22 protein-coding genes are annotated in these 25,297 nt (G+C 64.4%); 11 read left to right on the top strand and 11 right to left on the bottom strand.

All coding sequences use genetic code 11. The features are described from left to right. Window positions 1–399: 399 nt before the first annotated feature. From urtD to urtA, 4 genes are all read right to left on the bottom strand, one after another. Window positions 400–1,263: an urea ABC transporter ATP-binding protein UrtD gene (urtD, locus tag BMW76_RS08180; RefSeq protein WP_090864632.1), complete on the bottom strand. Its 864-nt coding sequence runs from the start codon at window positions 1,261–1,263 to the stop codon at window positions 400–402. Next, a complete protein-coding gene (gene urtC / locus BMW76_RS08175; RefSeq protein WP_090864631.1) occupies window positions 1,260–2,450 on the bottom strand; it encodes an urea ABC transporter permease subunit UrtC in 1,191 nt (396 codons plus the stop codon). The genes urtD and urtC overlap by 4 nt, the downstream gene beginning before the upstream one ends. Window position 2,451: 1 nt before the next feature. Next, window positions 2,452–4,125, bottom strand: coding sequence for an urea ABC transporter permease subunit UrtB (gene urtB / locus BMW76_RS08170; protein WP_090864680.1), 1,674 nt, complete (start codon window positions 4,123–4,125; stop codon window positions 2,452–2,454). Between the two features lie 207 nt (window positions 4,126–4,332). Beyond that, the gene (gene urtA / locus BMW76_RS08165) at window positions 4,333–5,637 is read right to left on the bottom strand and encodes an urea ABC transporter substrate-binding protein (RefSeq protein ID WP_090864630.1); all 1,305 of its coding nucleotides are present in this window, start codon (window positions 5,635–5,637) and stop codon (window positions 4,333–4,335) included. A 405-nt stretch (window positions 5,638–6,042) separates the two neighbouring features. On the opposite strand from urtA, the gene BMW76_RS08160 reads away from it, so the two are divergent. Then, window positions 6,043–7,398, top strand: coding sequence for an aspartate aminotransferase family protein (locus BMW76_RS08160; protein ID WP_090864629.1), 1,356 nt, complete (start codon window positions 6,043–6,045; stop codon window positions 7,396–7,398). A gap of 112 nt (window positions 7,399–7,510) precedes the next feature. Here the strand turns inward: BMW76_RS08160 and BMW76_RS08155 are convergent, their stop codons facing one another. The 4 genes from BMW76_RS08155 to BMW76_RS08140 form a co-directional block, all read right to left on the bottom strand. Next, the gene (locus tag BMW76_RS08155; protein ID WP_177200330.1) at window positions 7,511–8,995 is read right to left on the bottom strand and encodes a DUF3443 domain-containing protein; all 1,485 of its coding nucleotides are present in this window, start codon (window positions 8,993–8,995) and stop codon (window positions 7,511–7,513) included. After that, window positions 8,992–9,444, bottom strand: a complete 453-nt coding sequence (locus BMW76_RS08150) for a DUF2844 domain-containing protein (RefSeq protein ID WP_090864628.1) — start codon at window positions 9,442–9,444, stop codon at window positions 8,992–8,994. Before BMW76_RS08150 ends, BMW76_RS08155 begins: the two co-directional genes overlap by 4 nt. A gap of 188 nt (window positions 9,445–9,632) precedes the next feature. Further along, entirely contained in the window at window positions 9,633–9,956 is a 324-nt protein-coding gene (locus BMW76_RS08145; RefSeq protein ID WP_090864627.1) for a rhodanese-like domain-containing protein, read from the bottom strand. Between the two features lie 39 nt (window positions 9,957–9,995). Continuing rightward, a complete protein-coding gene (locus BMW76_RS08140; protein ID WP_090864626.1) occupies window positions 9,996–10,649 on the bottom strand; it encodes a protein-L-isoaspartate O-methyltransferase family protein in 654 nt (217 codons plus the stop codon). Window positions 10,650–11,023: 374 nt separating this feature from the next. Here BMW76_RS08140 and BMW76_RS08135 point away from each other — a divergent pair, with 374 nt between their 5' ends. The 6 genes from BMW76_RS08135 (at window position 11,024) to BMW76_RS08110 (ending at window position 17,986) form a co-directional block, all read left to right on the top strand. Beyond that, the gene (locus tag BMW76_RS08135; protein WP_245763149.1) at window positions 11,024–12,010 is read left to right on the top strand and encodes a LacI family DNA-binding transcriptional regulator; all 987 of its coding nucleotides are present in this window, start codon (window positions 11,024–11,026) and stop codon (window positions 12,008–12,010) included. A 13-nt stretch (window positions 12,011–12,023) separates the two neighbouring features. Then, on the top strand, window positions 12,024–13,511 hold the full coding sequence (locus BMW76_RS08130; protein ID WP_090864624.1) for a sugar ABC transporter ATP-binding protein: 1,488 nt from the start codon (window positions 12,024–12,026) through the stop codon (window positions 13,509–13,511). Then, window positions 13,492–14,505, top strand: coding sequence for an ABC transporter permease (locus BMW76_RS08125; RefSeq protein ID WP_090864623.1), 1,014 nt, complete (start codon window positions 13,492–13,494; stop codon window positions 14,503–14,505). The genes BMW76_RS08130 and BMW76_RS08125 overlap by 20 nt, the downstream gene beginning before the upstream one ends. A gap of 160 nt (window positions 14,506–14,665) precedes the next feature. After that, entirely contained in the window at window positions 14,666–15,628 is a 963-nt protein-coding gene (locus tag BMW76_RS08120) for a substrate-binding domain-containing protein (protein ID WP_090864622.1), read from the top strand. Window positions 15,629–15,714: 86 nt separating this feature from the next. Further along, window positions 15,715–16,776, top strand: a complete 1,062-nt coding sequence (locus BMW76_RS08115) for a sugar phosphate isomerase/epimerase family protein (protein ID WP_090864621.1) — start codon at window positions 15,715–15,717, stop codon at window positions 16,774–16,776. A 61-nt stretch (window positions 16,777–16,837) separates the two neighbouring features. Beyond that, a complete protein-coding gene (locus BMW76_RS08110) occupies window positions 16,838–17,986 on the top strand; it encodes a Gfo/Idh/MocA family protein (RefSeq protein WP_090864678.1) in 1,149 nt (382 codons plus the stop codon). Between the two features lie 3 nt (window positions 17,987–17,989). Here BMW76_RS08110 and BMW76_RS08105 read toward each other — a convergent pair whose 3' ends face one another. Further along, on the bottom strand, window positions 17,990–18,247 hold the full coding sequence (locus BMW76_RS08105; protein WP_090864620.1) for a hypothetical protein: 258 nt from the start codon (window positions 18,245–18,247) through the stop codon (window positions 17,990–17,992). Between the two features lie 121 nt (window positions 18,248–18,368). Between BMW76_RS08105 and BMW76_RS08100 the strand changes: the two genes are divergently transcribed. Continuing rightward, the gene (locus BMW76_RS08100; RefSeq protein WP_090864619.1) at window positions 18,369–19,757 is read left to right on the top strand and encodes a tetratricopeptide repeat protein; all 1,389 of its coding nucleotides are present in this window, start codon (window positions 18,369–18,371) and stop codon (window positions 19,755–19,757) included. Between the two features lie 90 nt (window positions 19,758–19,847). Here the strand turns inward: BMW76_RS08100 and BMW76_RS08095 are convergent, their stop codons facing one another. Next, window positions 19,848–21,029, bottom strand: a complete 1,182-nt coding sequence (locus BMW76_RS08095; RefSeq protein ID WP_090864618.1) for an ABC transporter substrate-binding protein — start codon at window positions 21,027–21,029, stop codon at window positions 19,848–19,850. 55 nt (window positions 21,030–21,084) lie between these two features. Continuing rightward, entirely contained in the window at window positions 21,085–22,026 is a 942-nt protein-coding gene (locus tag BMW76_RS08090) for a CysB family HTH-type transcriptional regulator (protein WP_090864617.1), read from the bottom strand. A 238-nt stretch (window positions 22,027–22,264) separates the two neighbouring features. On the opposite strand from BMW76_RS08090, the gene BMW76_RS08085 reads away from it, so the two are divergent. Genes BMW76_RS08085 through BMW76_RS08075 form a run of 3 tightly spaced genes read left to right on the top strand, consistent with a single transcriptional unit; the run spans window position 22,265 to window position 25,237 of the window. Further along, window positions 22,265–23,944 carry a nitrite/sulfite reductase gene (locus BMW76_RS08085; protein WP_090864616.1) on the top strand — a complete coding sequence of 560 codons (1,680 nt, stop codon included), beginning with the start codon at window positions 22,265–22,267 and terminating at the stop codon, window positions 23,942–23,944. A gap of 13 nt (window positions 23,945–23,957) precedes the next feature. Beyond that, window positions 23,958–24,500, top strand: a complete 543-nt coding sequence (locus BMW76_RS08080; protein ID WP_090864615.1) for a DUF934 domain-containing protein — start codon at window positions 23,958–23,960, stop codon at window positions 24,498–24,500. Continuing rightward, on the top strand, window positions 24,497–25,237 hold the full coding sequence (locus BMW76_RS08075; protein WP_090864614.1) for a phosphoadenylyl-sulfate reductase: 741 nt from the start codon (window positions 24,497–24,499) through the stop codon (window positions 25,235–25,237). Before BMW76_RS08080 ends, BMW76_RS08075 begins: the two co-directional genes overlap by 4 nt. The last annotated feature ends 60 nt before the right edge of the window (window positions 25,238–25,297 follow it).

Raw genomic sequence — 25,297 nt, 5'->3', positions numbered from 1 at the left:
TTCGCACCGCACAGGACACCCTCGCTACGCAATGCTGCTGCTGGTGAGAACGTCGCCCTGTACGACACTGCAACCTGCATTCACTACCGACATGCGGCGCTAAAACTTTCGATATCCTTCGTAGTGCCACACGTGCATGAAGTGGGTGAGGCGTTTAGCCAGCACGTTGGCAACGAACACAAGCCAGCACGCAGTTGCAAGAAACATCGGGACGTTGAGAGCCCGTGGGTAAAGGTCAAGTGCGGGCGGTGTTAGCCCGCTTTCTTTTGCCTACTTTTCTTTGCGGCGGCAAAGAAAAGCAGGTGCCGCCCCGCACAGGGGCAACGCCCGCGCCGCGAGGCGCAATCGCGGATGCCGGCAGCAAGCCATAAAAAGCAAAACAAAAAGCGTCGCAGACAATCAGCGTCCGAGATAACTCTCAACCACATTCGAATCCCGCTTGACCTCATCAAGCGTCCCATCCGAGAGTACACGTCCCTCGGCCATCACCGTAACCTTGCCGGTTTCACCCGCCAAAGCGGCAACAAATTCCATGTCATGCTCGACGACCATCATCGAACAAGTCCCACGCAAGTGATTGAGCAAAGAAGCCAACTCCATGGTCTCATCATCGGTCATGCCAGCCGCAGGTTCATCGAGCAAAAGAAGTGCCGGTTGCTGCATCAACAGCATGCCGATCTCCAGACGCTGCTTCTGCCCATGCGATAGTTCGCCCGCTGGCCGCAACGCTTCGCCTTCGAGCCGAATCAGCGACAACGTCTCCTCGATGCGCGCCTGCGCACTCCCGTCCAGACGCGCGCGCAGCGAAGCGAGCCAGCGCTTGTCGGTCTTCATCGCCAGTTCGAGGTTCTCCCACACGGGATGCTGCTCGAACACAGTCGGCTTCTGAAACTTCCGCCCAATCCCCGCGCGCGCAATCGACGGCTCGTTCATACGCGTGAGGTCGATCGTCTGGCCGAGAAACACCTTGCCCGAATCGGGCGCAGTCTTCCCCGTGATGACGTCCATCATCGTCGTCTTGCCCGCGCCGTTCGGGCCGATGATGCAGCGCAATTCGCCGACGTCGATCGACAGCGACAGTTCATTCAAGGCCCGGAAGCCGTCGAACGAAACAGTCACGTCTTCCAGATAGAGAATCGCGCCGTGCGATACGTCGATCGCATCGGGCGTCACCGCGCGGCTCATCGACGCCACGCCGGATAACGCGCGGCCGCCGTGCTCTTCGGGTAGCGACAGGTCGGGCACCATCGGGTTTTCGCTCATCGGCGGGTCCTCGTGCGCGTCGCGAGTTCGATCAGTCCCATGATCCCGTTCGGCAGCAGCAGCGGCACCAGCACGAAAATCAGACCGAGAAAGAACAGCCAGTACTCCGCGAAATAAGCCGTGAAAAAGCTCTTCGCACCATTCACCGCGAACGCACCGACGATCGGTCCGATCAGCGTGCCGCGTCCGCCGACGGCGACCCAGATCGCCATTTCGATCGAGTTGCCCGGCGACATCTCGCCGGGATTGATGATGCCGACCTGCGGCACGTACAGCGCGCCCGCGATGCCGCACAGCACGGCCGATACCGTCCACACGAACAGCTTGTACGCGAGCGGGCTGTAGCCGAGAAACATCAGCCGCGTTTCGCCGTCGCGCACGGCCGTCACGACACGTCCGAGCTTCGACGTGACGATCGCCCGCGCACCGATGAACGACAGCACGAGCACCGCGAATGTCAGCAGAAAGAGCACCGTGCGCGTGCCGGGATGGGTGATCGGAAAGCCTGCGATGCGCTTGAAATCGGTGAAGCCGTTGTTGCCGCCGAAGCCCGTTTCGTTGCGGTAGAAAAGCAGCATCGCGGCGAAGGTCATCGCTTGCGTGATGATGGAGAGATACACGCCCTTCACGCGCGAGCGGAACGTGAAGAAGCCGAACACCCACGCGAGCACGGCGGGCACCAGCACGACCAGCAGCAGCGCGTACCCGAGATGCTGCGTGCCTTCCCAGTACCACGGCAGCCGATGCCAGTCGAGAAACACCATGAAGTCGGGCAGATCGCTGCCGTACTTGCCGTCGCGGCCGATCGCGCGCATCAGGTACATTCCCATCGCGTAGCCGCCGAGCGCGAAGAAGAGCCCGTGTCCGAGGCTCAGGATGCCGCAGTAGCCCCACACGAGATCGAGCGCGAGCGCGGCGATCGCATAGCACATCAGCTTGCCGACGAGTGTCATCGCATACGCGGACAGATGGAACGCGCTCGCCTCGGGCAGCACCAGCGCGCTGAACGGCACGCCGAAGCCGACTGCGACGATCAACGCGATCAGCAGTTGCCACGCGCGCCGCGACAGAAGAGCAGGGCGCGGCGGCAAGCCGAGCGCGAAGCCGGACAGACGTCCGCGTTCGTTCGCGTGAGCGCCGCTGCGCGAATCGACGGAAGTGGAAGCGGATGAAGTCGCGGATGTCATGTCACGCCTCCGCGCTGCGGCCCTTCAGGGCGAACATGCCCTGCGGACGCTTCTGGATGAACAGCACGATCAGCACGAGCACCGCGATCTTCGCGAGCACCGCGCCCCAGAACGGCTCGATCGCCTTGCTCACGAGTCCGAGCCCGAAGCCGCCGATCACCGTGCCCGCCAACTGGCCCACGCCGCCCAGCACGACGGCCATAAACGAATCGATGATGTAGCTTTGCCCAAGGTCCGGGCCGACATTGCCGATCTGCGACAGCGCGCAGCCGCCGAGTCCCGCAATGCCCGCGCCGAACGCGAACGCGCACGAATCGACATACGCGGTTTTCACGCCGACGCACGCGGCCATCCGGCGGTTCTGCGTGACGGCGCGCACGAAGAGGCCGAGGCGCGTCTTCGTCAGCACCGCCCATGCAATCGCGACGACGATCAGCGAGAACGCGAGGATCGCGAGCCGGTTGTACGGCAGGATCAGGCTCTGCATCACCGTGACGCCGCCGCTCATCCACGACGGATTTTGCACCTGCACGTTCTGCGCGCCGAACAGCATGCGTGTCGCCTGAATCAGGATCAGGCTGATGCCAAAAGTAGTGAGCAGCGTTTCGAGCGGACGCCCGTACAGATGCTTCAGCACGAGCCGTTCGAGCACGATGCCGATGAGCGCCGCGACCACGAACGAAGCGGGCACGGCGATCAGCGGATACCAGTCGAATGCGCCGGGCGCATAACGTTGCACGAGATTTTGCACGACGTACGTTGCATACGCGCCGATCATCAGGAACTCGCCGTGCGCCATGTTGATCACGCCGATCAGGCCATATGTGATCGCGAGCCCGAGCGCCGCGAGCAGCAACACGCTGCCGAGCGACAGACCCGCGAACAGCGTCCCTGCGATCTCGTTGCGGCGCTGGATCGAATCGAGCGCATCGATGCCTTGCTGCGCCGCTTCGCGCACGCGCGCGTCGCTTTCGGCGAAGGTGCCGTCCGGCTTCTTCGCGACGAGCGGGCGCAGCAGCTCGTACATGTCCAGATCGTGCCGCGCGGCGACGAGCTTCACCGCTTCGAGACGCTTCGCGGCATCGCTGTCGTGCAGCGCCGTCATTGCCCAGAGCGTGTCGAGGCGCTTCTTCAGCTTCGGGTCCGTTTCCTTTGCGCGGGCTGCGTCGATTTGCGGCTTCATCGATGGATCGGGATTTTGCAGAAGCGCGGCTATCGCGGCGGCGCGCTTCGCGGGATCGGTCGAATCGAGTTGTAGGCCCGACAGCGCGCCCGATACTTTCGAGCGCAACAGATTGTTCAACGTGACCGATTGCGCGTCGCCTGCGGCCACGGTTTTGCCGGTGACGGCGTCGCGCGCGGTATCGCCGTCCTGAATCAGCACTTCGCCGGAATCGGTTGCGAGCACGCCGTCTTCGGCGAGCGCCTTGAGCAGCGCAAGCGACGGCGCGTCGTGATTCGCGATCAGCTTGTCGATGGCAGCGGACTTCGCGTCGAAATCGTCGCCGGCCAGCGGCGCGACGTCGGCGGCCGTCAATGCATGGGCGCTCGCCGGCGCGAACGCGATGAGCGCTGCGCCCAGCGCGCACGACGCGCCAAGCAGGCTTATGCGCTTGCGCGCGTTGCGCAGCCGATCAGCGCTGCGAGCGGCGAGCGAGGAAAGTGAATGCGCCATGATGGTCTTGAGAATGAAGCCAGCAATCAGCCCAGCAATCAGGCCAGCGATCAGCCCAGCAATCAGGCGCGCGATGCCATCGCATGCGAAAAGCGGCAAGCGAGACATCGCGCGATTGTGCCGTGCATTTGCTTCGATACGTGCGTCAAAAAACGGCGTTGCGCGCGCCGGTGCGTTCGTGAAGGCTGAACGCACCGGCATGCCGCGTCACACGACGCGCGAACGGCGGCGCAGGAACGCGGGAATCGACGTGACGATATCCGGCTTGCCCTGATTGCCCGCGATGTACGGGCTCCACGGTTGCGCGCGAATGGCCGTCTTCGTTTTCCACACGACGTTGAACTGGCCGTCCGCGCGCACTTCGCCAATCATCACCGGCTTGTGCAGATGATGATTGCCGTCCATTTCGAGCGTGAAACCCGACGGCGCCGCGAACTTCTGGCCGATCATCGCGACGCGCACCTTGTCGACATCGGTGCTCTTCGCCTTTTCGACGGCCTGCTTCCACATGTGGATGCCGACATAGGTCGCTTCCATCGGATCGTTCGTCACGCGCTTCGAACCGCCCGGCAGGTTCTGCGACTTGACCCATCCGGCCCATTGCTCCTTGAACTTCGAGTTGCCCGGGCCTTTCACCGACATGAAGTAGTTCCATGCAGCGAGGTTGCCGACGAGCGGCTTCGTATCGATGCCGCGCAGCTCCTCCTCGCCGACCGAGAACGCGACGACGGGCACGTCAGTCGCCTTCAGCCCCTGGTTGCCGAGCTCCTTGTAGAAGGGCACGTTCGAGTCGCCGTTGACGGTCGAGATCACGCATGTCTTGCCGCCCTGCGCGAACGTCTTGATGCTCGCGACGATCGTCTGATAGTCGCTGTGACCGAAGGGCGTGTAGACCTCCTGGATGTCGGCCTCCTGAACGCCCTTCGACTTGAGGAAGGCGCGCAGGATCTTGTTCGTCGTGCGTGGATACACATAGTCGGTGCCGAGCAGGAAGAAGCGTTTGGCGCCGCCGCCTTCGGCGCTCATCAGGTATTCGGTGGCGGGGATCGCCTGTTGATTCGGCGCCGCGCCCGTATAGAACACGTTGCGCGACATCTCCTCGCCTTCGTACTGCACGGGGTAGAACAGCAGGCCGTTCAGTTCCTCGAACACGGGCAGCACAGACTTGCGCGATACGGAGGTCCAGCAGCCGAACACGCAGGCGACCTTGTCCTGCGTCAGCAGTTGACGGGCCTTTTCGGCAAAGAGCGGCCAGTTCGAAGCGGGATCGACGACGACGGGCTCGATCTTGCGGCCCATCACGCCGCCGCTTGCGTTGATCTCGGCGATCGTCATCAGCGCGGTATCTTTCAGCGACGTCTCCGAGATCGCCATCGTGCCCGACAGGGAGTGCAGGATGCCGACCTTGATCGGGCCGCTGCCCGACGACTGCGCGCGCGCGAAAGGTACCTTGCCCGCGAGCGCGAGCGCGCCCGACATCGAGCCGAGCTTCAGCAGACTGCGACGTTTCATATGCTTCCCCTTGCCATGAATGGTGGTGAGTGGCGGACGGGTAGTGCGTGTCCGATCCCTGTTTGCGTTATGTGTGCAGAGTCATGTGTACCGAGTCGTGCAGGGCCGGATACTGCAAGGCATATGCCAACTTGCGGCATCGCTCTTCAACGGACGCTGAGCGTGCTGCAATGCGGCTCGCTGACGGCGCGGCGTCGTATGGCGCTATGCGCTTTGGGCGCGAAAGCGGTGCAACGCAAGGCACTTCGCCTCGTCGAGGTGCGCGCCGCGCTGCAACGGAGCGCGGGCGGCGATTCGTCATATCGGCGGGCGCGCCGCCGGTGCACCGGCGCTGTCCGGTTGTGCACGGCCGTGTGCCTGCCTACACTGAAAACCCGACTGACCTCATTTGAGAGGAGACAGCAGATGAAAGAACGCGCTGCACCTTCGGCCACGGCCGCCACGCCTACCGACGCGCCCGACATGTCGGCGTTCTGGATGCCGTTCACCGCGAACCGGCAATTCAAGAGCGCGCCGAGGCTGCTGTCGAGCGCGAAGGGGATGTATTACACGTCGTACGATGGCCGGCGCATCCTCGATGGCACGGCGGGGCTATGGTGCGTGAACGCCGGACACTGCCGCGACGAGATCGTCGCTGCCGTGCAGGCGCAGGCCGCCGAGATGGACTTCGCGCCGACGTTCCAGATGGGCCACCCGAAGGCATTCGAAGCGGCGACCCGAATTGCGAAGCACACGCCCGGCGACCTGAAGCACATCTTCTTCACGAACTCGGGTTCGGAGGCCGTCGATACCGCGCTGAAGATCGCGCTCGCGTATCACCGCGCGCGTGGCGAAGGGCAGCGCACGCGGCTGATCGGACGCGAACGCGGCTATCACGGCGTCGGCTTCGGCGGCATTTCCGTAGGCGGCATTTCGCCGAACCGCAAGGCTTACTCAGGCGCGCTGCTGCCCGCCGTCGATCATCTGCCGCATACGCTCAACATCAATGAAGCGGCGTTCTCGAAAGGCCAGCCCGCGTGGGGCGCGCATCTCGCCGACGAACTGGAGCGGCTCGTCACGCTGCACGACGCATCGACGATCGCGGCTGTGATCGTCGAGCCGGTGGCGGGATCGACGGGCGTGCTGATTCCGCCGCGAGGCTATTTGCAGCGTCTGCGCGAGATCTGCGACAAGTACGGCATCTTGCTGATCTTCGATGAAGTGATTACGGGCTGGGGACGCCTCGGTGCGCCGTTCGCCGCGCAGTACTTCAACGTGACGCCCGATCTGCTGACGATGGCCAAGGGCACGAACAACGCCGCCGCGCCGATGGGCGCCGTCGCCGCGAGCGCGCGGATTCACGATGCGATCGTCAACGGCGCGCCGGCGGGCATCGAGCTTTTCCATGGCTATACGTACTCGGGGCATCCGATCGCGGCGGCCGCTGCGTGCGCAACGATCGATCTGTACGAGCGCGAAGGGCTGTTCGAGCGAGCAGCAAAGATGGCGCCTGTGTTCGAAGCGGCGATTCACAAGCTTAAGGGCGAGCGGCATGTGATCGACGTGCGGAATCTGGGGCTCGTCGGCGGCGTCGAATTGCAGCCGCGAGACGGCGCGCCGGGCGCGCGCGCTTACGACGTGTTCGTGCGCTGCTTCCAGAAGGGCGTGTTGACGCGCTATACGGGCGACATTCTGGCGTTCTCGCCGCCGCTCATCATCGATGAAGCGCAGATCGACGAGTTGTTCCGCACCGTCGCGGAGATCTTGAAGGAGGTGGATTGAGCGTGGTTCGAGTGTGATCTCGGCGCGCGAAACGGCGGACGGGTTGGCTTGACTGTCCGCCGTTTCTTTTGCTGTGGCTGCGGGTGAGTCTGTGCGCGAAGCCAGTTGCCGATCAGAACGCCACGTAAGGTCCCGTCTGCGTGCCGGCCTGCATTCCGCTCAACGCCGTGTACATGCTGCGCCCGAAGAAGAACGGCAAGCCCCAGATGAACATGCCCGACGCGGGCGCGCCGAGCGCGTCATATGCGGCCAACGCGTTATCGAAGAGATTCGGCGCATTGGCGATCGAGAACGGTACCGTCGATTGCGCATTGCCCGTATTCGACAGCATCGTTCCACTCAGGCTCTGCGTGATGGCGGGCGCAAACCAGCCGCGCTGCACGGGCAGTGTCGCGTCGGGAAAGAACAGGCCGTTCGATCCGCTGTCGACGACGCTCGTCATCGTTCTGCCTTTGTATGTCGTCGTGAATGCGCCGCGATCGGTCACGGCGACGAACGTCGGCGTGGCGGGCAACGCGTTGTTGTCGCGCGTGCCGATGCCGAACACGAGTTCTCCTGTGACGCTCGCCTGGCCTGTCGGCGGCAGCGCGGGCAGACGGACGATCGTGCCGTTGTTGTCGGTTGCGAAGGCGGCGACGGGGTTGGCCGTCTGCCTGTCGAGCGGCACGCGCGCAGGCATGCAGGACGAAGGCGTTGCGCAGTAGTAGTAAGTCGCCGCGAGCGCCGTTTGTGCCGCCTGCGGGAAGTCGCGCGCGAGATGCCCGATGCCTACGATCCCGTTCGCGCCGAGCGTCGCGGCCGTGTTCATGCTTGCGCCGCCGCGCGCGAGGCAGTCGGATGGCGCGGACGGATACGCGCTGTCGCCGATCAGCTGAACAGGGATGCCGCTCGCCGTTTCGCCGCCGATCATCACGTCGGCGCGGCGTATCGAACCCCACGTGTAGCCCGATGCGAAGATCGCGCATTGTGCAATAGGCGCGTGGCCCGTCGTGTCGTTGCTGGCGCCCGTCTGCGCGGGCAATTGCGCGGCAAGCGCGGCGCCGAGCGCGGCCTGCGTCACGCGCACGCCCGACGAGCCGGTGTCGAGCAGCATGTGATCGACGGTCGCGCACTGCGCTGCGCCGTGCGTGCCCGGCGCGCAGAGCGTCACGCTGACGTAAGGCATGTTCACGACCGAGCCGATCGCATTGTCGACGACGATGGGCACGCTGTTGATGGCGACGGGCGAGGGCGGCGGTGTGTCGTTGGTGTTGTCCTTCGGCGGTTGGCCGTTGTCGGGCGTGGTGGGTGGCGTGGGAGGTGTCGTAGGTGGTGTCGGTATGACGGGCGTCGTTGGCGGTTGCGCGGGCGTGGCCGGCTGCGTCGATCCGCTCGCAGGAACGGGTGCCGACGCGGCGCTTGCAGCCGATGCCGGAGCCGCCGCTGCCGCTGCGCTGCCCGGAACGGCGGGCGTCGTCGTCGGTGCGGCAGGTGAAACGTTGGCGACAGGCGGGCTGCTGCCCTTGTCATCGTCGCCGCCGCCACCGCATGCCGAGAGCGCGACACTCGCCGCCAGCATCGCGGCGAGAACGGTGAGATGTGGAAAGCCGCGCTTCATGGCAAGACCTCCACGTCGACGCTGGCAGGCACGAGCCGCGGCACCCATGCCTTGCCCGCGAAGGCGCCCTGATGTCCGACCGATTCGATCCGCAGATCGCCGTCGCGCCCGATCAGCGGACCGGTGCCGCGCGCGGTGCGATGTGCTGCCGCAACGAAGCTTGGAAAATAGCTGCCGAGCAGCGCCTGCATGTCGGGCCGCGTCGGCCCTTGCCACGTGAGCGCGAAGACGACGTTCGCGGGCGAAGCGTATTCGCGCACCGTGACGCCGTCGGCCGTTTGCGATTCGTGGACGGAATAGGGCGAAGCGACTGCCGGAGCGCCGAGCGGTGCTGCGCGCAGGCTGCGTGACGCCTGATGCGCATCCGCCGATGGCGCAGCGCCGAGCGTCGCATGACAAACGACGGGCAACAGCAACGTTGCCGTCGACACGATCCTGATCAGGTTCATTCAGGCCTCTGCTTTCGAGAAGGAAACGAGGCATGTTGATCGATCGATGATCAGGATGGCGTACGAAGCTTCCGAATCGTCAAAGGGAAATGGCCTCACCGTGAGCCGGCAAGACCGAGGCGACAAATAAAAAACGCGCCGGAGAATTTCGACGCGTTTCGACTACATCAACGGCAAGACGGCTCAGTTCAATACGTGGGAACGGACGGATCGACCTGGCGCGACCACGCGTCGATGCCGCCTTGCAGATTGAACACGTCCTTATAGCCGCGCGATTCGAGGAACATCGCGACCTGCGCGCTGCGCGCGCCGTGATGGCACACGCAGACGATCTGCACATCGTCGTCCAGTTCTTCGCTGCGCGCGGGGATTTCGCGCATCGGAATCGACACGCTGCCAGCGATTTTCGCCGTTTCGATTTCCCACGGCTCGCGCACGTCCAGCAGCACGGGCGCCGGGCGCGACTTGTCGGCGAGCCATTCGGCGAGAGCGGGAGCGGTCAGGTTTTGCATGATTCAAATCTCGCTACGGTGTCGGTGTCGTGCCAATGCTCAGAACCGGAAGCGCGGTGCGTGCACCGCGTTTTGCAGCGGCTCGACATAGGTTTCGAACACGTCGGCGATACGGAACTGCTTTTCGTCGACGCGCGTGATGATCTGCGCCTTCATCACAGGAGCCGTGCCGACGAAGGCGGCCAGACGTCCGCCGACCTTCAGCTGCTCCAGCATTTCCTGCGGCAGCACGGGCAGGCCGCCCGACACGCAGATCACGTCGTACGGCGCGGCGGCCGTCCAGCCGCGCGCGGCGTCGCCCGTCGCGACTTCGGCGTTCAGCACGCCGTTGGCGGCGAGGTTCGCTTTCGCGAGCTCGGCCAGTTCCGGCTCGATGTCGACCGTCAGCACATGCTGTGCACGGTGCGCGAGGAGCGCGGCCATGTAGCCGGAACCCGCGCCGATTTCCAGCACGGTTTCATGCTTCTTCACCGCCAGTTCTTGCAACACGCGTGCCTCGATGCGCGGCGCGAGCATGTGCTGGCCGGCGGGCAGCGGAATTTCGAAATCGACGAACGCCAGCTCGCGATAGGCGGCGGGCACGAAGTTCTCACGCTTGACGATCGACAGCAGATTCAGCACGTCCTGGTCGAGCACTTCCCAGGGACGGATCTGCTGTTCAATCATGTTGAAACGCGCTTGTTCGATGTTCATGATCAATTCGGCGGTGTGGGTTTGGATGCGGGCAGCGGGACGACAGCGGATGTAGTGGAGAGCCCCTCCCGCTGTTCCGCTGTTCTGTTCGTTAACTGCGAAATTGTACCAAACCGCGCGCCGTTGCCGCCCTGTAACGGGCATGGGCGCTGTCGGCCGGAGCCGACCCGCGTGCCGTCCGGCCTCCGTGTAAATCCCTACGCGAAGGGGCTTGCGATTCGCCGCCACGTCGACCAAGAATGTAATCGATTACATTTTCGGAGCCAGTGGTGGACAGACCCGTGGACAAGCCGTCCCGGCCTGACCCGCAATCGCCGCCGCCCGACGCGGCCGAGCCCGATGCGCGCGGCGGTTCGCGTGGCACGGCGGAGGGCCTGTCGATCGCGGGCGTCGCGGAGCAGGCGGGCGTGTCGGTGGCGACGGTTTCGCGGGTGCTCAACGGCCACGCGAACGTGCGCCCGGCCACGCGCGACAAGGTGCTGGCCGCCGTCGCGACGAGCGGCTATCGCGTGAACGAACTGGCGCGCAACCTGCGCACGGCGGAAAGCCGCCTGCTGCTGACAATGGTGCCCGACGTCGGCAACCCGTTCTACGCGGAGGTGATTCGCGGCATCGATTCCGTCGCGCGCCAGCACGGCTATTTCATGCTGTTGTGCGACACGGGCGCCGATCCGGGCCGCGAGCGCAGCTATTTCGATCTGCTGCGCCGCCGCCGCGCGGACGGCGCGATCTGCCTCGATCCCGCGACAGTGCAACAGGCGCTCGCCGAGGAATCGAACGCGCTGCCATGGGTCGCGTGCTGCGAGTTCGACTCGTCGGTGGGCGTGCCGTATGTCGGCATCGACAACTACCGCGCGGCGGGCGACGCCGTGCGCCATCTGCTCGCGTGCGGCCACCGGCGCATCGCGCTGATCAACTCCGACGATCACTACCTGTACGCGCAGCAGCGTCAGCGCGGCTATCTCGACGCGTTGCGCGACGCGGGCATCGCGCCCGACGAACGCTGGCGCGTGAACGTGAACAGCCTCGACTACGAAGCGGGCGCGCAGGCAGCGGCGCGCCTGATGACGCACGCCGATGCGCCGACGGCGGTGTTCGCCGTATCGGACACGCTCGCGATCGGCGTGATCGCCGGTTTGCGCAGCGTCGGCAAGCGCGTGCCGGACGATGTGGCCGTCGTGGGCTTCGACGATATCTCGCTTGCCGCGCAGATCGAGCCGCCCCTCACGACGATCGCGCAGCCGATGCGTGAGCTGGGCGAAACGGCCGCGCGTCTGCTGCTGCGCAGGCTCGCGAATCCGACGGAGAGCGTGCCTGGCGTGCTGTTGCCGCATCGGCTCGTCGTCAGAAAGAGTGCATGAGAGGGCCGCCGCGATGAGTCTCGCCGTCCGCTTCGACGACATCCGCAAGGACTTCGGCCCCGTGCGCGTGTTGCACGGCGTGAGCTTCGACATCGCGCCGGGCCGCATCTACGGACTGCTCGGCGAGAACGGCGCGGGCAAGTCGACGCTGATGAAGATACTCGCAGGCTACGAGACGGCGACGGAAGGCACCGTGCTGGTCGACGGCCACGCGCAGCGCTTCGCGGGCTCGCGCGATGCGGAAGCGGCGGGCATCGTGCTGATCCACCAGGAGTTCAATCTCGCCGAGCATCTGACGATCGCGCAGAACATGTACCTCGGGCACGAGAAGCGCAAGGGCCTGTTCGTCGACGATACGGCGATGCGCAACGAAGCCAGGCGCTATCTCGATCAGGTCGGTTTGCACAAGCATCCGGATACGAAGGTGCGCGATCTGATCGTCGCGGAAAAGCAGATGGTGGAGATCGCGAAGGCGCTGTCGCGGCGCGCGCGCCTTCTGATCATGGACGAGCCCACGGCGACGCTGACGCCTTCGGAGACCGAGCGCCTCTTCGCGCTGATGACGAAGCTGAAGGCCGATGGCGTGACGATCGTCTACATCTCGCACAAGCTCGACGAGGTCGAGCACATCACCGACGAAGTGATCGTGATGCGCGACGGCCGCTTCGTCGCGCGCAGCGAGACGGCATTGCTCGGGCGTCATCAGATGGCGAACCTGATGGTTGGGCGTGAGCTGTCCGACATGTTCCCCGCGAAGTCGCCGCCCGCCGCCGATGCGCCCATCGCGTTGAAAGTCGACAAGCTCAGCGTGCCCGATTGGGTCGACGATCTGAGCTTCGAAGTACGCGCGGGCGAAGTGTTCGGTTTTGCGGGACTCGTCGGCGCGGGCCGCACGGAGGCATTCGAAGCGATCATCGGCTTGCGCAAACGCACGGCGGGCGCGATCGAAATCGCGGGACGCAAAGCCGATCTGCACAGTCCGCGCGATGCGATGCGCCGCGGCCTCACGTATCTGAGCGAGGACCGCAAGGGCAAGGGACTGCATGTGAACCTCAGCCTGCAGGACAACGTGACGCTGATGACGCTCGAACACTTCGCGCATCCGCTGCTCGACCTGAAAGCGGGACGCGAGGCGCTGACGCGGGCCGTGCGCGAGTTCGGCATTCGCACGGGCGATATGTCGAGCCGCGCGCGCATGCTCTCGGGCGGCAACCAGCAGAAGCTGGCGCTCGCCAAGTTCCTGCAGCCCAATCCCGATGTGATCGTGCTCGACGAGCCGACGCGCGGCGTCGACATCGGCGCGAAACGCGACATCTATTTCCTGATTCACCGGCTCGCCGCCGAAGGGCGCGCCGTGATCGTCATCTCATCCGAACTGATCGAGCTGATCGGGCTGTGCCATCGCGTCGCCGTGATGCGCGTGGGCCGCCTGCAAGCGACGCTCGGTCTCGACCATCTGACCGAAGAGGAGTTGATCGCTCATGCGACCGGCACACACTGACACCGCGCCGACCGGGCGCGCGATGCGCATCGCGCATCGTCTGCATGGTCTTGGGCCGCTCGCGGGCCTGATCGTGCTGTGCATCGCGGGCACGCTGCTCAATCGCGATTTCGCCACCATTGACAACATGATGAACGTGCTCACGCGCACGTCGTTCATCGGCATCATTGCCGTCGGCATGACGTTCGTGATCATCTCGGGCGGCATCGATCTGTCCGTCGGCTCGATGGCCGCACTGATCGCGGGCAGCATGATCTGGCTGATGAACGCGCTCGCCTTGTCGCCGGGCGGCCATGCGTTCGCGCCGCTGACCATCGTGATCATCGGCATTCTCTGCGCGTTCGTGCTGGGCGGCGTGTTCGGCTGTGCGCACGGCCTGCTGATCACGAAAGGGCGAATCGAGCCGTTCATCGTGACGCTCGGCACGCTCGGCATCTTTCGCGCGGTGCTCACCTGGCTCGCCGACGGCGGCGCGCTCACGCTCGACAACAACCTCTCCGATCTGTACGGCCCCGTCTATTATGCGAGCCTCTTCGGCGTGCCCGTGCCGATCTGGGTGTTTCTCGTCGTTGCGGCGGGCGGCGCGCTGATCCTCAACCGCACTGCGTTCGGGCGCCACGTGCAGGCGATCGGCTCGAACGAACAGGTCGCGCGCTACGCGGCGATTCGCGTCGATACCGTGAAGATCGTCACGTATGTGCTGCTCGGCATCTGCGTCGGCGTGGCGACGGTGCTGTACGTGCCGCGCCTCGGTTCGGCGACGCCGACGACGGGCCTCCTGTGGGAACTCGAAGCGATCGCGGCCGTGGTGGTCGGCGGGACGGCGCTCAAAGGCGGCGAAGGGCGCGTCGCGGGTACGGTGATCGGCGCGATCCTGTTGTCGGTCATCGCGAACATCCTCAATCTCACGAGCATCATCAGCGTGTATCTGAACGCGGCCGTGCAGGGCGTCGTGATCATCGTCGTCGCGTTCCTTCAGCGAGGGCGGCGGTAGCAGGGCAGCGCGTGTGTGGTCAAGGGTATTGAAGGTCAAGGGCGTCGACGCCAAGGGCATCGAAGGTTAAAGGCAGCAACGCAAGCGGCAAAGGAGAGCAGCACAGAAGCGGTTCATCGACGAAGAAACCAGTCAAAGGAAAGTCAAAGGAGACACAGCCATGAAGCAGATCATTCGAGCGGTTGGCGCCGGGGTGCTGGCACTGGGGATATTGGGGCTCACTAGCGCTGCGCGCGCTGACGACAAGGTCACACTGGGCGTCGCGATACCAACGGCCGATCACGGCTTCACGGGCGGCATCGTCTGGTGGGCGAACAAGGCGAAGGCCGATCTGGAGAAAGCGCATCCCGATCTGAAGGTGATCGTGAAGACGGCCGCGAACGCGCCCGAGCAGGCGAACCAGTTGCAGGACCTCGTGACCGTGAACAAGATCAACGCGCTCGTGATCTTCCCGTATGAATCGGCTTCGCTCACGCAGCCCGTCGCGCAGGTGAAGAAGAAAGGCGTCTACGTGACGGTCGTCGATCGCGGCCTCACCGACACCAGCGCGCAGGACGCGTACGTCGCGGGCGACAACACCGCGTTCGGCAAGATCCCCGCCGAGTACCTGGCGAAGGCGCTCGATGGAAAGGGCGACGTCGTCGCGCTGCGCGGCATTCCGACGACGCTCGACAACGAACGCTGGACGGCCTTCACGGGCGTGCTGAAGAACTATCCGAACATCAAGATTCTCGATGCGAAGTACGCGAACTGGAACCGCGACGATGCGTTCAAGGTGATGCAGGACTATCTGACGCGCTTCAAGCATATCGACGCCGTCTGGGCCGCCGACGACGACATGGCCGTGGGCGTGCTGAAGGCGATCGATCAGGCCAAGCGCAACGACATCAAGATCGTGTTCGGCGGCGCGGGCTCGAAGGGCATGGTCAAGAACGTGATGGACGGCGCGCCGCTCATCAAGGCCGACGTGTCGTATTCGCCGAAGTTCATCTATGACGCGATCAAGCTGACGGCGGAAGCGCGCCTCAAAGGCGACAAGCTGCCGCCGACGACGATCATTCCGTCGGTGCTCATCACGAAGGACAACGCGAAGGACTTCTATTTCCCGGATTCGCCGTTCTGATCGCAAGCATGCGTGAGCAGGGCGCTGCCCTTCGTCATCCGATGCGAAGGGCAGCGCCATTTCAATCCATCGAGGGGAGCAGCACGATGAAAACGATCAAAGGGCCGGCGATCTTTCTCGCGCAGTTCATGGGAGCGCAGTTGGATACTCGGGCACCGTTCGACAATCTCGCGCATCTCGCCGAATGGGCCGCGAATCTCGGCTACAAGGGCATCCAGGTGCCCGCCGATCCGCGCCTCGTCGATCTCGAGCAGGCGGCGTCGAGCCAGGCGTATTGCGACGACCTGCTAGGCATCGTCACCGATGCGGGCGTCCAGATCACGGAGCTGTCGACGCATCTGCAAGGCCAGCTCGTCGCGGTGCATCCGGCGTATGACGTCCTGTTCGACGGCTTCGCCGCGCCGCATGTTCGTGGCAATCCGGCTGCGCGCACCGAGTGGGCGATTCAGCAGATGAAGTGGGCCGCGACGGCCTCGCAGCGTCTCGGGCTCACGTCGCATGTGTCGTTTTCGGGCGCGCTCGCGTGGCCGTATTTCTACCCGTGGCCGCAGCGTCCCGTTGGTCTTGTCGAAGCCGCGTTCGACGAACTCGCGCGCCGCTGGACGCCGATTCTCGATGCGTTCGAAGAAGCGGGCGTCGACGTCTGCTATGAACTGCATCCGGGCGAGGATCTGCACGATGGCGTGACGTTCGAACGCTTTCTCGCGGCCGTGAACGGTCACAGGCGCGCGAACATCCTGTTCGATCCGAGCCACTTCGTGCTGCAGCAGCTCGACTACCTCGCGTTCATCGATATCTATCACGAGCGCATCAAGGCCTTTCACGTGAAGGACGCCGAGTTTCGTCCGAACGGGCGGCAAGGCGTGTATGGCGGCTATAGCGGCTGGGTCGAGCGCGCGGGACGTTTCCGTTCGCTCGGCGACGGACAGATCGACTTCGGCGCGATCTTCTCGAAGATGGCGCAATACGATTTTCCCGGCTGGGCGGTGCTCGAATGGGAATGCGCATTGAAGCATCCCGAAGACGGCGCGCGCGAAGGCGCGGAGTTCATCAAGCGGCACATCATCCGCGTGGCCGAGCATGCATTCGACGACTTCGCGGGCAGCGGCGCGGATGCCGCGCAACTGAAGCGCGTGCTGGGCCTTTAAACCCGGGATGGCCCGCGTGATGTTCACGTGGCAGCACCGCATCGAAGAGGAGCGTAAGACGATGGCACGAAGACTCAGACTGGGCATGGTCGGCGGCGGGCAGGGCGCGTTCATCGGCGCGGTGCATCGGATCGCCGCGCGCATCGACGACCGCTTCGAGCTGGTGGCGGGCGCGCTGTCGTCGGACCCGCAGCGCGCGCAGGCGAGCGCCGACGAAGCCGGCATCGTGCGCAGCTACGCGAGCTGGCAAGAGATGGCGCGCGCCGAAGCAGCGCGCGACGATGGCATCGATGCCGTCGCGATCGTCACGCCGAACCATCTGCATGCGCCCGTGGCAACGGCGTTTCTGAATGCGGGCATCCACGTGATTTGCGACAAGCCGCTCGCGATGACGCTCGACGAAGGTGAAGCGCTCGCGAAACTGGCGCGCGAGAAGAACCGTCTGTTCGCGCTGACGCACACGTACTCCGGCTATCCGATGGTGCGCCACGCGCGCGAACTCGTCGATGCGGACGAGATCGGCGAGGTGCGCGTCGTTCAGGTCGAATACGCGCAGGACTGGCTCGCGAAGCCGGTCGAGCTCACGGGCGAGAACCGCCAGGCCGTCTGGCGCACCAACCCGAAGCAGGCGGGACGCGCGGGCTGTCTCGGCGATATCGGCACGCACGCGTATCACCTTGCGGCGTTTGCGACGGGCATGCTGCCGAAGCAGATCGTCGCGGAGCTGCATACGTTCGTCGAAGGCCGCCAGGTCGACGATCATATCGAGGCGCTGCTGCGCTACGAGAACGGTGCGCGCGGCATGCTGTGGGCAAGTCAGGTGGCGAGCGGCGCGGAAAACGCGCTGCGTTTGCGTGTGTACGGCACGAAGGCTCAGATCGCGTTCGATCAGGAGAACCCGAACGAACTGCTGTTCACGCCGCTGGGCGGCGCGATGCAACGGCTCACACGCGGACGCGTCGATAGTGCGATCGCGCGGCATGCGACGCGCGTGCCGCCGGGCCATCCCGAAGGCTATCTGGAAGCGTTCGCGCAACTGTACAAGGATGCCGCGTTACAGATCGAAGCGATCGACGCGGGCTTGCCGCTACCCGAAGAAAGCCGACTGCTGACGACCGTCGACGATGGCGTCGCGGGCCTGCGCTTTATCGACGCCGTGTTCGACAGCCACGCGAAGTTGCAGTGGCACGACGTGCGGAACGGCGGCTGACGTTCAGCTCTTGCTGCGCTTGATCTGCTCTTCGAACGCGAGATCGAGCTTGCTGACCTTGCGCGGTTTCCTGGGTCCGTATGCGTCGACGAACTTCACGAACTCGTCGAGCGGCAGCGGATCGGAGATTTTCTGCTCCGTGCCGCCCGATTTGTCGACGAGATAGAACACTCCCCCCGACAGGCTGATGGCCGCGAAACGTGGGTTGCCGCTGCGGGTCTTCAGCCGTTCGACGGCATGGATGGCTCGGGTCGTGCGCATGATCGGACGATGCAGTGAAGTTTTGAGATTGCAGCCCGATTCTACGACGTATACTCGCGCGCCGTCGGCGGTCCCGCCGATACGTCAGTCCTGCCGAACAAAGAAAGACGCGACCCACGCCATGTCGAACCTTCAGGATGCGCTCGATGCGCTCGCCCACGCCCCCGACGATATCGACAAGCTGCGCGCCGTCTGTATCGCGTTGATCGAAGACAAGCGCGACGACGAATTGCTGCCGTACGCCGACCGCGCGCTCGCGATCGAGCCGCGCGACGTGCATTTCGTCAACTGGCGCGCCCATGCGTTGACGCTGCTGGGCCGGCATTTCGATGCCGTCGCGACCTGGCGCAACCATGCGGCGCTCGCGTGGAAACCTGCGTACTACGAGATGAGCCTGGGGCAGAGCCTCGTGATGTCGGGCGACGTCGAGTGCGGCATTCCGACGCTGGAGCGCGCGTGGCGAACGGCCGCCGCCGAAGGCGAGTGGTTCGCACGGCAAGCGGAGCATCTGTACGGCGAGGCGCTGCTGCGCACGGCGCGACCGGCGGGCTTCGGGCCGTGGCTCGCGCGCAATCATAGCGACACCGGCAATTACCGGCCCGCCGATGTGCCTTCTTGGTCGGGCGAACAGGATCTGCGCGGCAAGCGTGTGCTGATCACGCATCAGATGGGTTACGGCGATCAGTTCCTGCTGTTCGCCAACGTGCCGCAGTGGCAGGCTGCGGGCGCGCACCTGATGATCACCTGCGATCCGCCGTTGCATGCGCTGTTGCAGGCTTCGTTGCCGGAGTGCGTCGTCGTGAGCGCGCCGCGTCCGCTGCATCATCAGGAAGGCATGCCCGAAGCGCTGGCTGCCGAGGTGCGCAAGTTCGCGCCCGATCTCCACGCGACACTGCTTCATCTGCCGTTGCTGGCCGCGCAGCAGACGCCGCCGCCTTCGCCGTTCTTTCCCCGGTATCTGCGCGCGCCCGATGCGGAGCGCGACGCCGCCACCGGATGGGCGCGCGAGATGCGCGCGGCGCATCCTGGCAAGTCGCTGGTCGGCATCTTCTGGGACTGCAATCAGCGGCACGCACATGAAGTCGGCGCGGTGATGCGCTGCTCGGCGATCCGGCGCAGCCTGCCGCTGACGGAAGTCGAACTTCTCGTCACGCATCCGCACGTCGCGGCGAAGCGGCACTTCGTGAGTCTGCATCATCCCGCCGCACAGAGCTTCGCGGGAATGCCGTCGGCGAACATCAGCGTGTACGGGCCGGGCATCGCAACGTTCGCGCAGACGGCCGCGTGCATCGAGCAACTGGACGCCGTCGTCGCCGTCGATTCGGGCGTCGCGAATCTGAGCGCGATGCTCGGCAAGACGACCATCGTGCCGCTCAATCTGGCGAGCGAATGGCGGTGGGGCGTGGAAGGCGATGCGTCGCCGTGGATGGCGAATCTGAAGCCGCTGCGCCAGACGTTGATGGGCGACTGGCGCAGCGTGATCGATGAGGCGGTGGCGTTTTTGGCGTAGCGGTTAGCAGTTATGCGGCAGCGACTGGGTCGCGTCGGGCGATGGCCGCTGCATCGAGCACAGGGGCTTCAGAAAGCTCACTGGCTCACGTCATTGGCTCAGGTACGTAAACTTCCCACCCTTGACGATCCCCATCACGCTCGCGCGCTGATCGAGGCCGACGTGATCCTTCGCGCTCGTATTCACGACGCCGTTCGGCACGACCAGTTCATGCGCGCGCTCAAGCTCCGTGCGCAGCGCAACGCGAAACTCCGGCGTGCCCGGCTGCGCCGTTTTCAACGCGCGTGCGACGGCATCCTGCAAGCGCGGATAGACACCCGCCGCATCGCCCGCGAACTGCGTAACCGTGTTCGGACCATACTGCGCTTCGTACGCGCCGACGAACGCGAGCGCGGCCTTCTTCGCCGGATGATCGGCGGGCAGCGTGCGCGCGACGACGACAGGCTGCGTCGGAAAGAGCGTGCCGTCGACATCCTTGCCGCCGAGCTTGATGAACTCCGGCGTCGCGATGCCGTGCGTCTGATAGATCGCGCCCTTGTAGCCGCGCTCGACGAGCGTGCGCTGCGGCAGCACCGTCGGCGTGCCGGCGCCCGCGATCAGCACCGCGTCGGGCTTCGCGGCCATCAGCTTCAGCACCTGGCCCGTGACGCTCGCGTCGGTGCGATTGAAGCGCTCGGTCGCGACGACCTGGATATGGCGCAGCGCCGCGAATTTCGTGAACTCGTTGAGCCAGCTGTCGCCGTAGCTGTCCGCAAAGCCGATGAAGCCGACCGTCTTCACGTTGTGATTCGACATGTAGCGCGTCATCACGTCGGCCATCGCGCCGTCCGTCTGCGCCATCTTGAACGCCCAGACCTTCTTGCCCTCCTGCGGCTCGACGACGCTCGCCGAACCGATCAGCGTGATCATCGGCGTCTGGCTTTCGGCGACGGGATCGAGCGCGGCCATCGCGGCAGGCGTGATGTTCGGCCCGACGATCACATCGACGTGGTCCTCGTTGATCAGCTTGCGGATATTGCGCACAGCCGCGCCCGGATCGGAGCCGTCGTCGAGCACGATGTACTGCGCCGGCTGGCCGGCAATCGTCTTCGGCCACATCAGCATCGCGTTCTTGCTCGTGATGCCGATGGCAGCCGCAGGTCCCGTGCTCGACAGATCGATGCCGACCTTGACGTCCGCATGCGCGGCGGCGGCGAAGAGCAACGCGCCTAGAGCGGCGGCGCGTGTCAGATGGCGCAAGGTGTTTTTCAGCTTGTTCTTGTGCAGCGTCATGCGAAAAGGTCTCCGATAGGTGTGGCAGTCGTCAGTTGTTATAGCGGAACAAAAATCAAAGCTCGTACGTCTCGTGATCGCCCTTGAGCGCCTGTTCGATCAGCTTGCGGTTCAGGTTCGGCGACAGCAGCTCGACGAGCGTATACACATAGCTGCGCAGATACGCGCCCTGCTTGAGCGCGACGCGCGTCACGTTGCTGCCGAACAGATGGCCGACGGGCAACGCGCGCAGATGACGGTCGCGCTCGGCGTTGAACGCGATGTCGGCCATGATGCCGACGCCCAGCCCCAGCTCGACATAAGTCTTGATCACGTCCGCGTCGATCGCCTCGAGCACGATGTCCGGGTGCAGGCCGCGCAGGCGGAACGCGTCGTTGATCTTCGTGCGGCCCGCGAACGCGTTGTCATAGGTGATCAGCGGAAACTGCGTCAGGTCGTCGAGCGAAAGCTGCTTGCGTTCGAGCAGCGGGTGATCGGCGGGCATCACGGCCAGGTGATGCCACGAAAAGCAGGGCAGCGACACCAGCTCCTTGTAGCTGGACACGGCTTCCGTCGCGATCGCGAGATCCGCCTGATCGTGGATCACCATTTCCGCGACCTGCGTCGGGCTGCCTTGCAGGATCGACAGATGCACCTTCGGGAAGCGCTTCTTGAATTCGGCGATCGCGGCGGGCAGCGAGTAGCGCGCCTGGGTGTGCGTCGCGGCGATCACGAGATTGCCCTGGTCCTGCGCCGCGTAATCCTTACCGACGCGCTTCAGGCTCTCGACCTCCTGCAAAATCCGCTCGACGGAGGCCAGAATGATCCGCCCCGGCTCGGTCAGCGAGCGCACGCGCTTGCCGTGCCGTGTGAAGATTTCGACGCCCAGTTCGTCTTCCAGCTCGATGATCGCCTTCGACACGCCAGGCTGGCTCGTATACAGCGCCTTAGCGGCTTCCGTCAGGTTGAAGTTCTGCCGGACAGCCTCCCGTACGAAGCGGAACTGATGCAGGTTCATATATAACCTCGCCGCATATCAAAAGAATTTTTTAGTCGTTTGAAATATAAGGCGAGTTTATTACGATTTCTCCAGTTTTTCCAATATGGATATCTGTATTTGTCATTAGCAAATGAGCGATGCATCTAAACGGCCCATGGCCGCGACGCTCAAAGCTGACTGGCAATGACGAATACGAGGCGCGGCGTAACCGGAACGCCGTGTTGTGCGAGACGAACACAAACCCTGGGGTCCCCGAATGTACCAATACGATCAGTACGACCAGACCATCGTCGATGAACGCGTCGCGCAGTACGCCGATCAGGTTCGTCGCCGTCTGTCGGGCGAATTGAGCGAAGAAGAGTTCCGCCCGCTGCGCCTGCAAAACGGCCTCTACATGCAGCGCCATGCGTACATGCACCGTATCGCGATTCCGTACGGCAACTTGCGCAGCGACCAGCTGCGCATGCTCGCGACCATCGCGCGCGAGCACGATCGCGGCTACGGCCACTTCTCGACGCGCACGAACATCCAGTACAACTGGATCAAGCTCGAAGAGACGCCGGAAATCCTGCGCAAGCTCGCGTCCGTGCAGATGCACGCGATCCAGACGTCGGGCAACTGCATCCGCAATATCACGGCCGATCAGTTCGCGGGCGTCGCGTCCGATGAAATCATCGATCCGCGTCCGTGGGCCGAAATTCTGCGCCAGTGGTCGACGTTCCACCCGGAATTCGCGTGGCTGCCGCGCAAGTTCAAGATCGCCGTATCGGGCTCGAAGGAAGATCGCGCGGCCGTGCAGATTCACGACCTGGGCGTCTATCTGACGAAGAACGCAGCAGGCGAAGTGGTCGCGAGCATCCTCGCGGGCGGCGGTCTGGGCCGCACGCCGATCGTCGGCGCGATCATCAGGAAAGACCTGCCCTGGCAGCATCTGCTCACGTATTGCGAAGCCGTGCTGCGCGTCTACAACCGCTACGGTCGCCGCGACAACCTGTTCAAGGCGCGCATCAAGATTCTCGTGAAGTCGCTGTCGGCGGAGAAGTTCTCGCAGCAGGTGGAGGAAGAGTGGCAGCACCTGAAGGACGGCCCGTCGACGCTCACGCAAGCCGAGCTGGACCGCGTGTCGCAATACTTTCAGCCGCCCGTCTACGAGAAGCTGCCGGACACGGACACGTCGTTCGAAAAGCATCTGCTCGAAAGCCGTGCGTTTGCGCGCTGGGTCGAGCGCAACGTGCGTCCGCACCGCGTGTCGGGCTATGCGTCCGTCACGATATCGCTGAAGAAGACGGGCGTTGCGCCCGGCGACGCCACCGACAAGCAGATGGAAGCCGTCGCCGACTGGGCCGATGAATACTCGTTCGGCAAGATCCGCGTATCGCACGAACAGAACCTGATTCTCGCCGACGTCAAGAAGCGCGACCTGTACGCGCTGTGGGAAAAGGCCAAGGCGCAAGGCTTCGCGACGCCGAACATCGGCCTCCTGACCGACATCATCGCGTGCCCGGGTGGCGACTTCTGCTCGCTCGCGAACGCGAAGTCGATTCCGATTGCGCAAGCGATCCAGGAGCGCTTCGACGACCTCGACTTCGTGTACGACCTCGGCGACGTGTCGCTGAACATCTCGGGCTGCATGAACTCGTGCGGTCACCATCACGTCGGCAACATCGGCGTGCTGGGCGTCGACAAGGACGGCTCCGAGTGGTACCAGGTGTCGCTCGGCGGCGAGCAGGGCTCGGGCCAGGACGGCGCGAAGCTCGGCCGCGTGATCGGCCCGTCGTTCTCCGCGGAAGAAATGCCGGACGTGGTGTCGAAGGTCATCGACACGTTCGTCGAGAACCGCATCGACGGCGAACGCTTCATCGACACCTACAACCGCATCGGGATCGCACCGTTCAAGGAACGCGTGTATGCATCGCGTCAACCGGCTCACGCGTAACAAGGACTAGCAGATGGCATCGATTATCAAGGACCGCACGATCGTCAACGACGACTTCACGGTTATCCGCGCAGCCGAGGACGGCACGCTGCCCGCAGTGAGCGCATTGCCCGCCGGCAAGGTGATCGTTCCCCTCGCGTTGTGGCAGGCATCGCGTGATGAATTGACGGCTTCGCGCAGCGCCGACCAGATCGGCGTGTGGCTTGCGCCCGATAGCGAGCCCGCCGACATCGTTGGCGACTTCGACAAGCTCGGCCTGATCGCGGTCGACTTCCCGGTGTTCCGCGATGGCCGCGGCTACAGCATTGCGCGTCTGCTGCGCGAGCGCTATGGCTACAAGGGCGAGATCCGCGCGATCGGCGACGTGCTGCGCGACCAGTTGCGCTTTTACGAGCGCTGCGGCTTCAACGCGTATGCGCTGCGCGCGGACAAGGACATCGACGATGCGCTGAAGGCGTTCACTGAATTCACCGTGCAGTACCAAGGCGCATTCGACGAACCTTCGCCGCTCTTTCGCCGTCGCGAAGCGGCTGCAACGCAAAAGGCCACCGTATGACGAGCGCAACGGACCTCACGCCCGAACTTGAGGCGAAGATCGAACGTCTCGATGCGCTGCTCGATTCGATCGCGCAGCGTCACGAGAAGGTGAAGCTCGCGAGCAGCCTCGCAGCGGAAGACATGCTGCTCACGCACGCGATCCTGTCGCGCGGCGTGAAGATCGGCATCTTCTCGCTGAACACGGGCCGCCTGCATGCGGAAACGCTCGGCATGATCGACCGCGTGCGCGAGCGCTATGGCTACGACATCGAGCAGTTTCATCCGCAAGCGGCCGCCGTCGACGAGTATGTCGCGCAGCACGGCCTGAACGCGTTTTACGAAAGCATCGATCTGCGCAAGCGTTGCTGCGAAATCCGCAAGGTCGAGCCGCTCAATCGCGCGCTCGGCGACGTCGGCGCATGGGTGACGGGCCAGCGCCGCGAGCAGTCTGTCACGCGCGCGGAGCTGCACGAGGAAGAGCACGACGGTGCACGCGGCATCGCCAAGTACAACCCGCTCGCTGACTGGACGGAATCCGATGTATGGGCCTACCTGAAGGCCTTCGACGTGCCCGTGAACCCGCTGCATGCGCGCGGCTATCCGAGCATCGGCTGCGAGCCGTGTACGCGGGCCGTGCGTCCCGGCGAAGACAGCCGGGCAGGGCGCTGGTGGTGGGAGTCGCGCGATACGAAGGAATGCGGGCTGCACATCACGACGATCCCTGTCACGGTTGTCCCGGAGAACGCCTCGGCCTGATGTGAGCTGCGCGGGCGCCGGCGTAAGATGACCCAAACGCCGTGCGCCGCCGATTACCGG

This window comes from Paraburkholderia diazotrophica, assembly GCF_900108945.1.
Lineage (GTDB): Bacteria > Pseudomonadota > Gammaproteobacteria > Burkholderiales > Burkholderiaceae > Paraburkholderia > Paraburkholderia diazotrophica.
The sequence above is the reverse complement of the archived record's forward strand: the minus strand, read 5'-3'. Positions and strand labels throughout refer to the sequence as shown.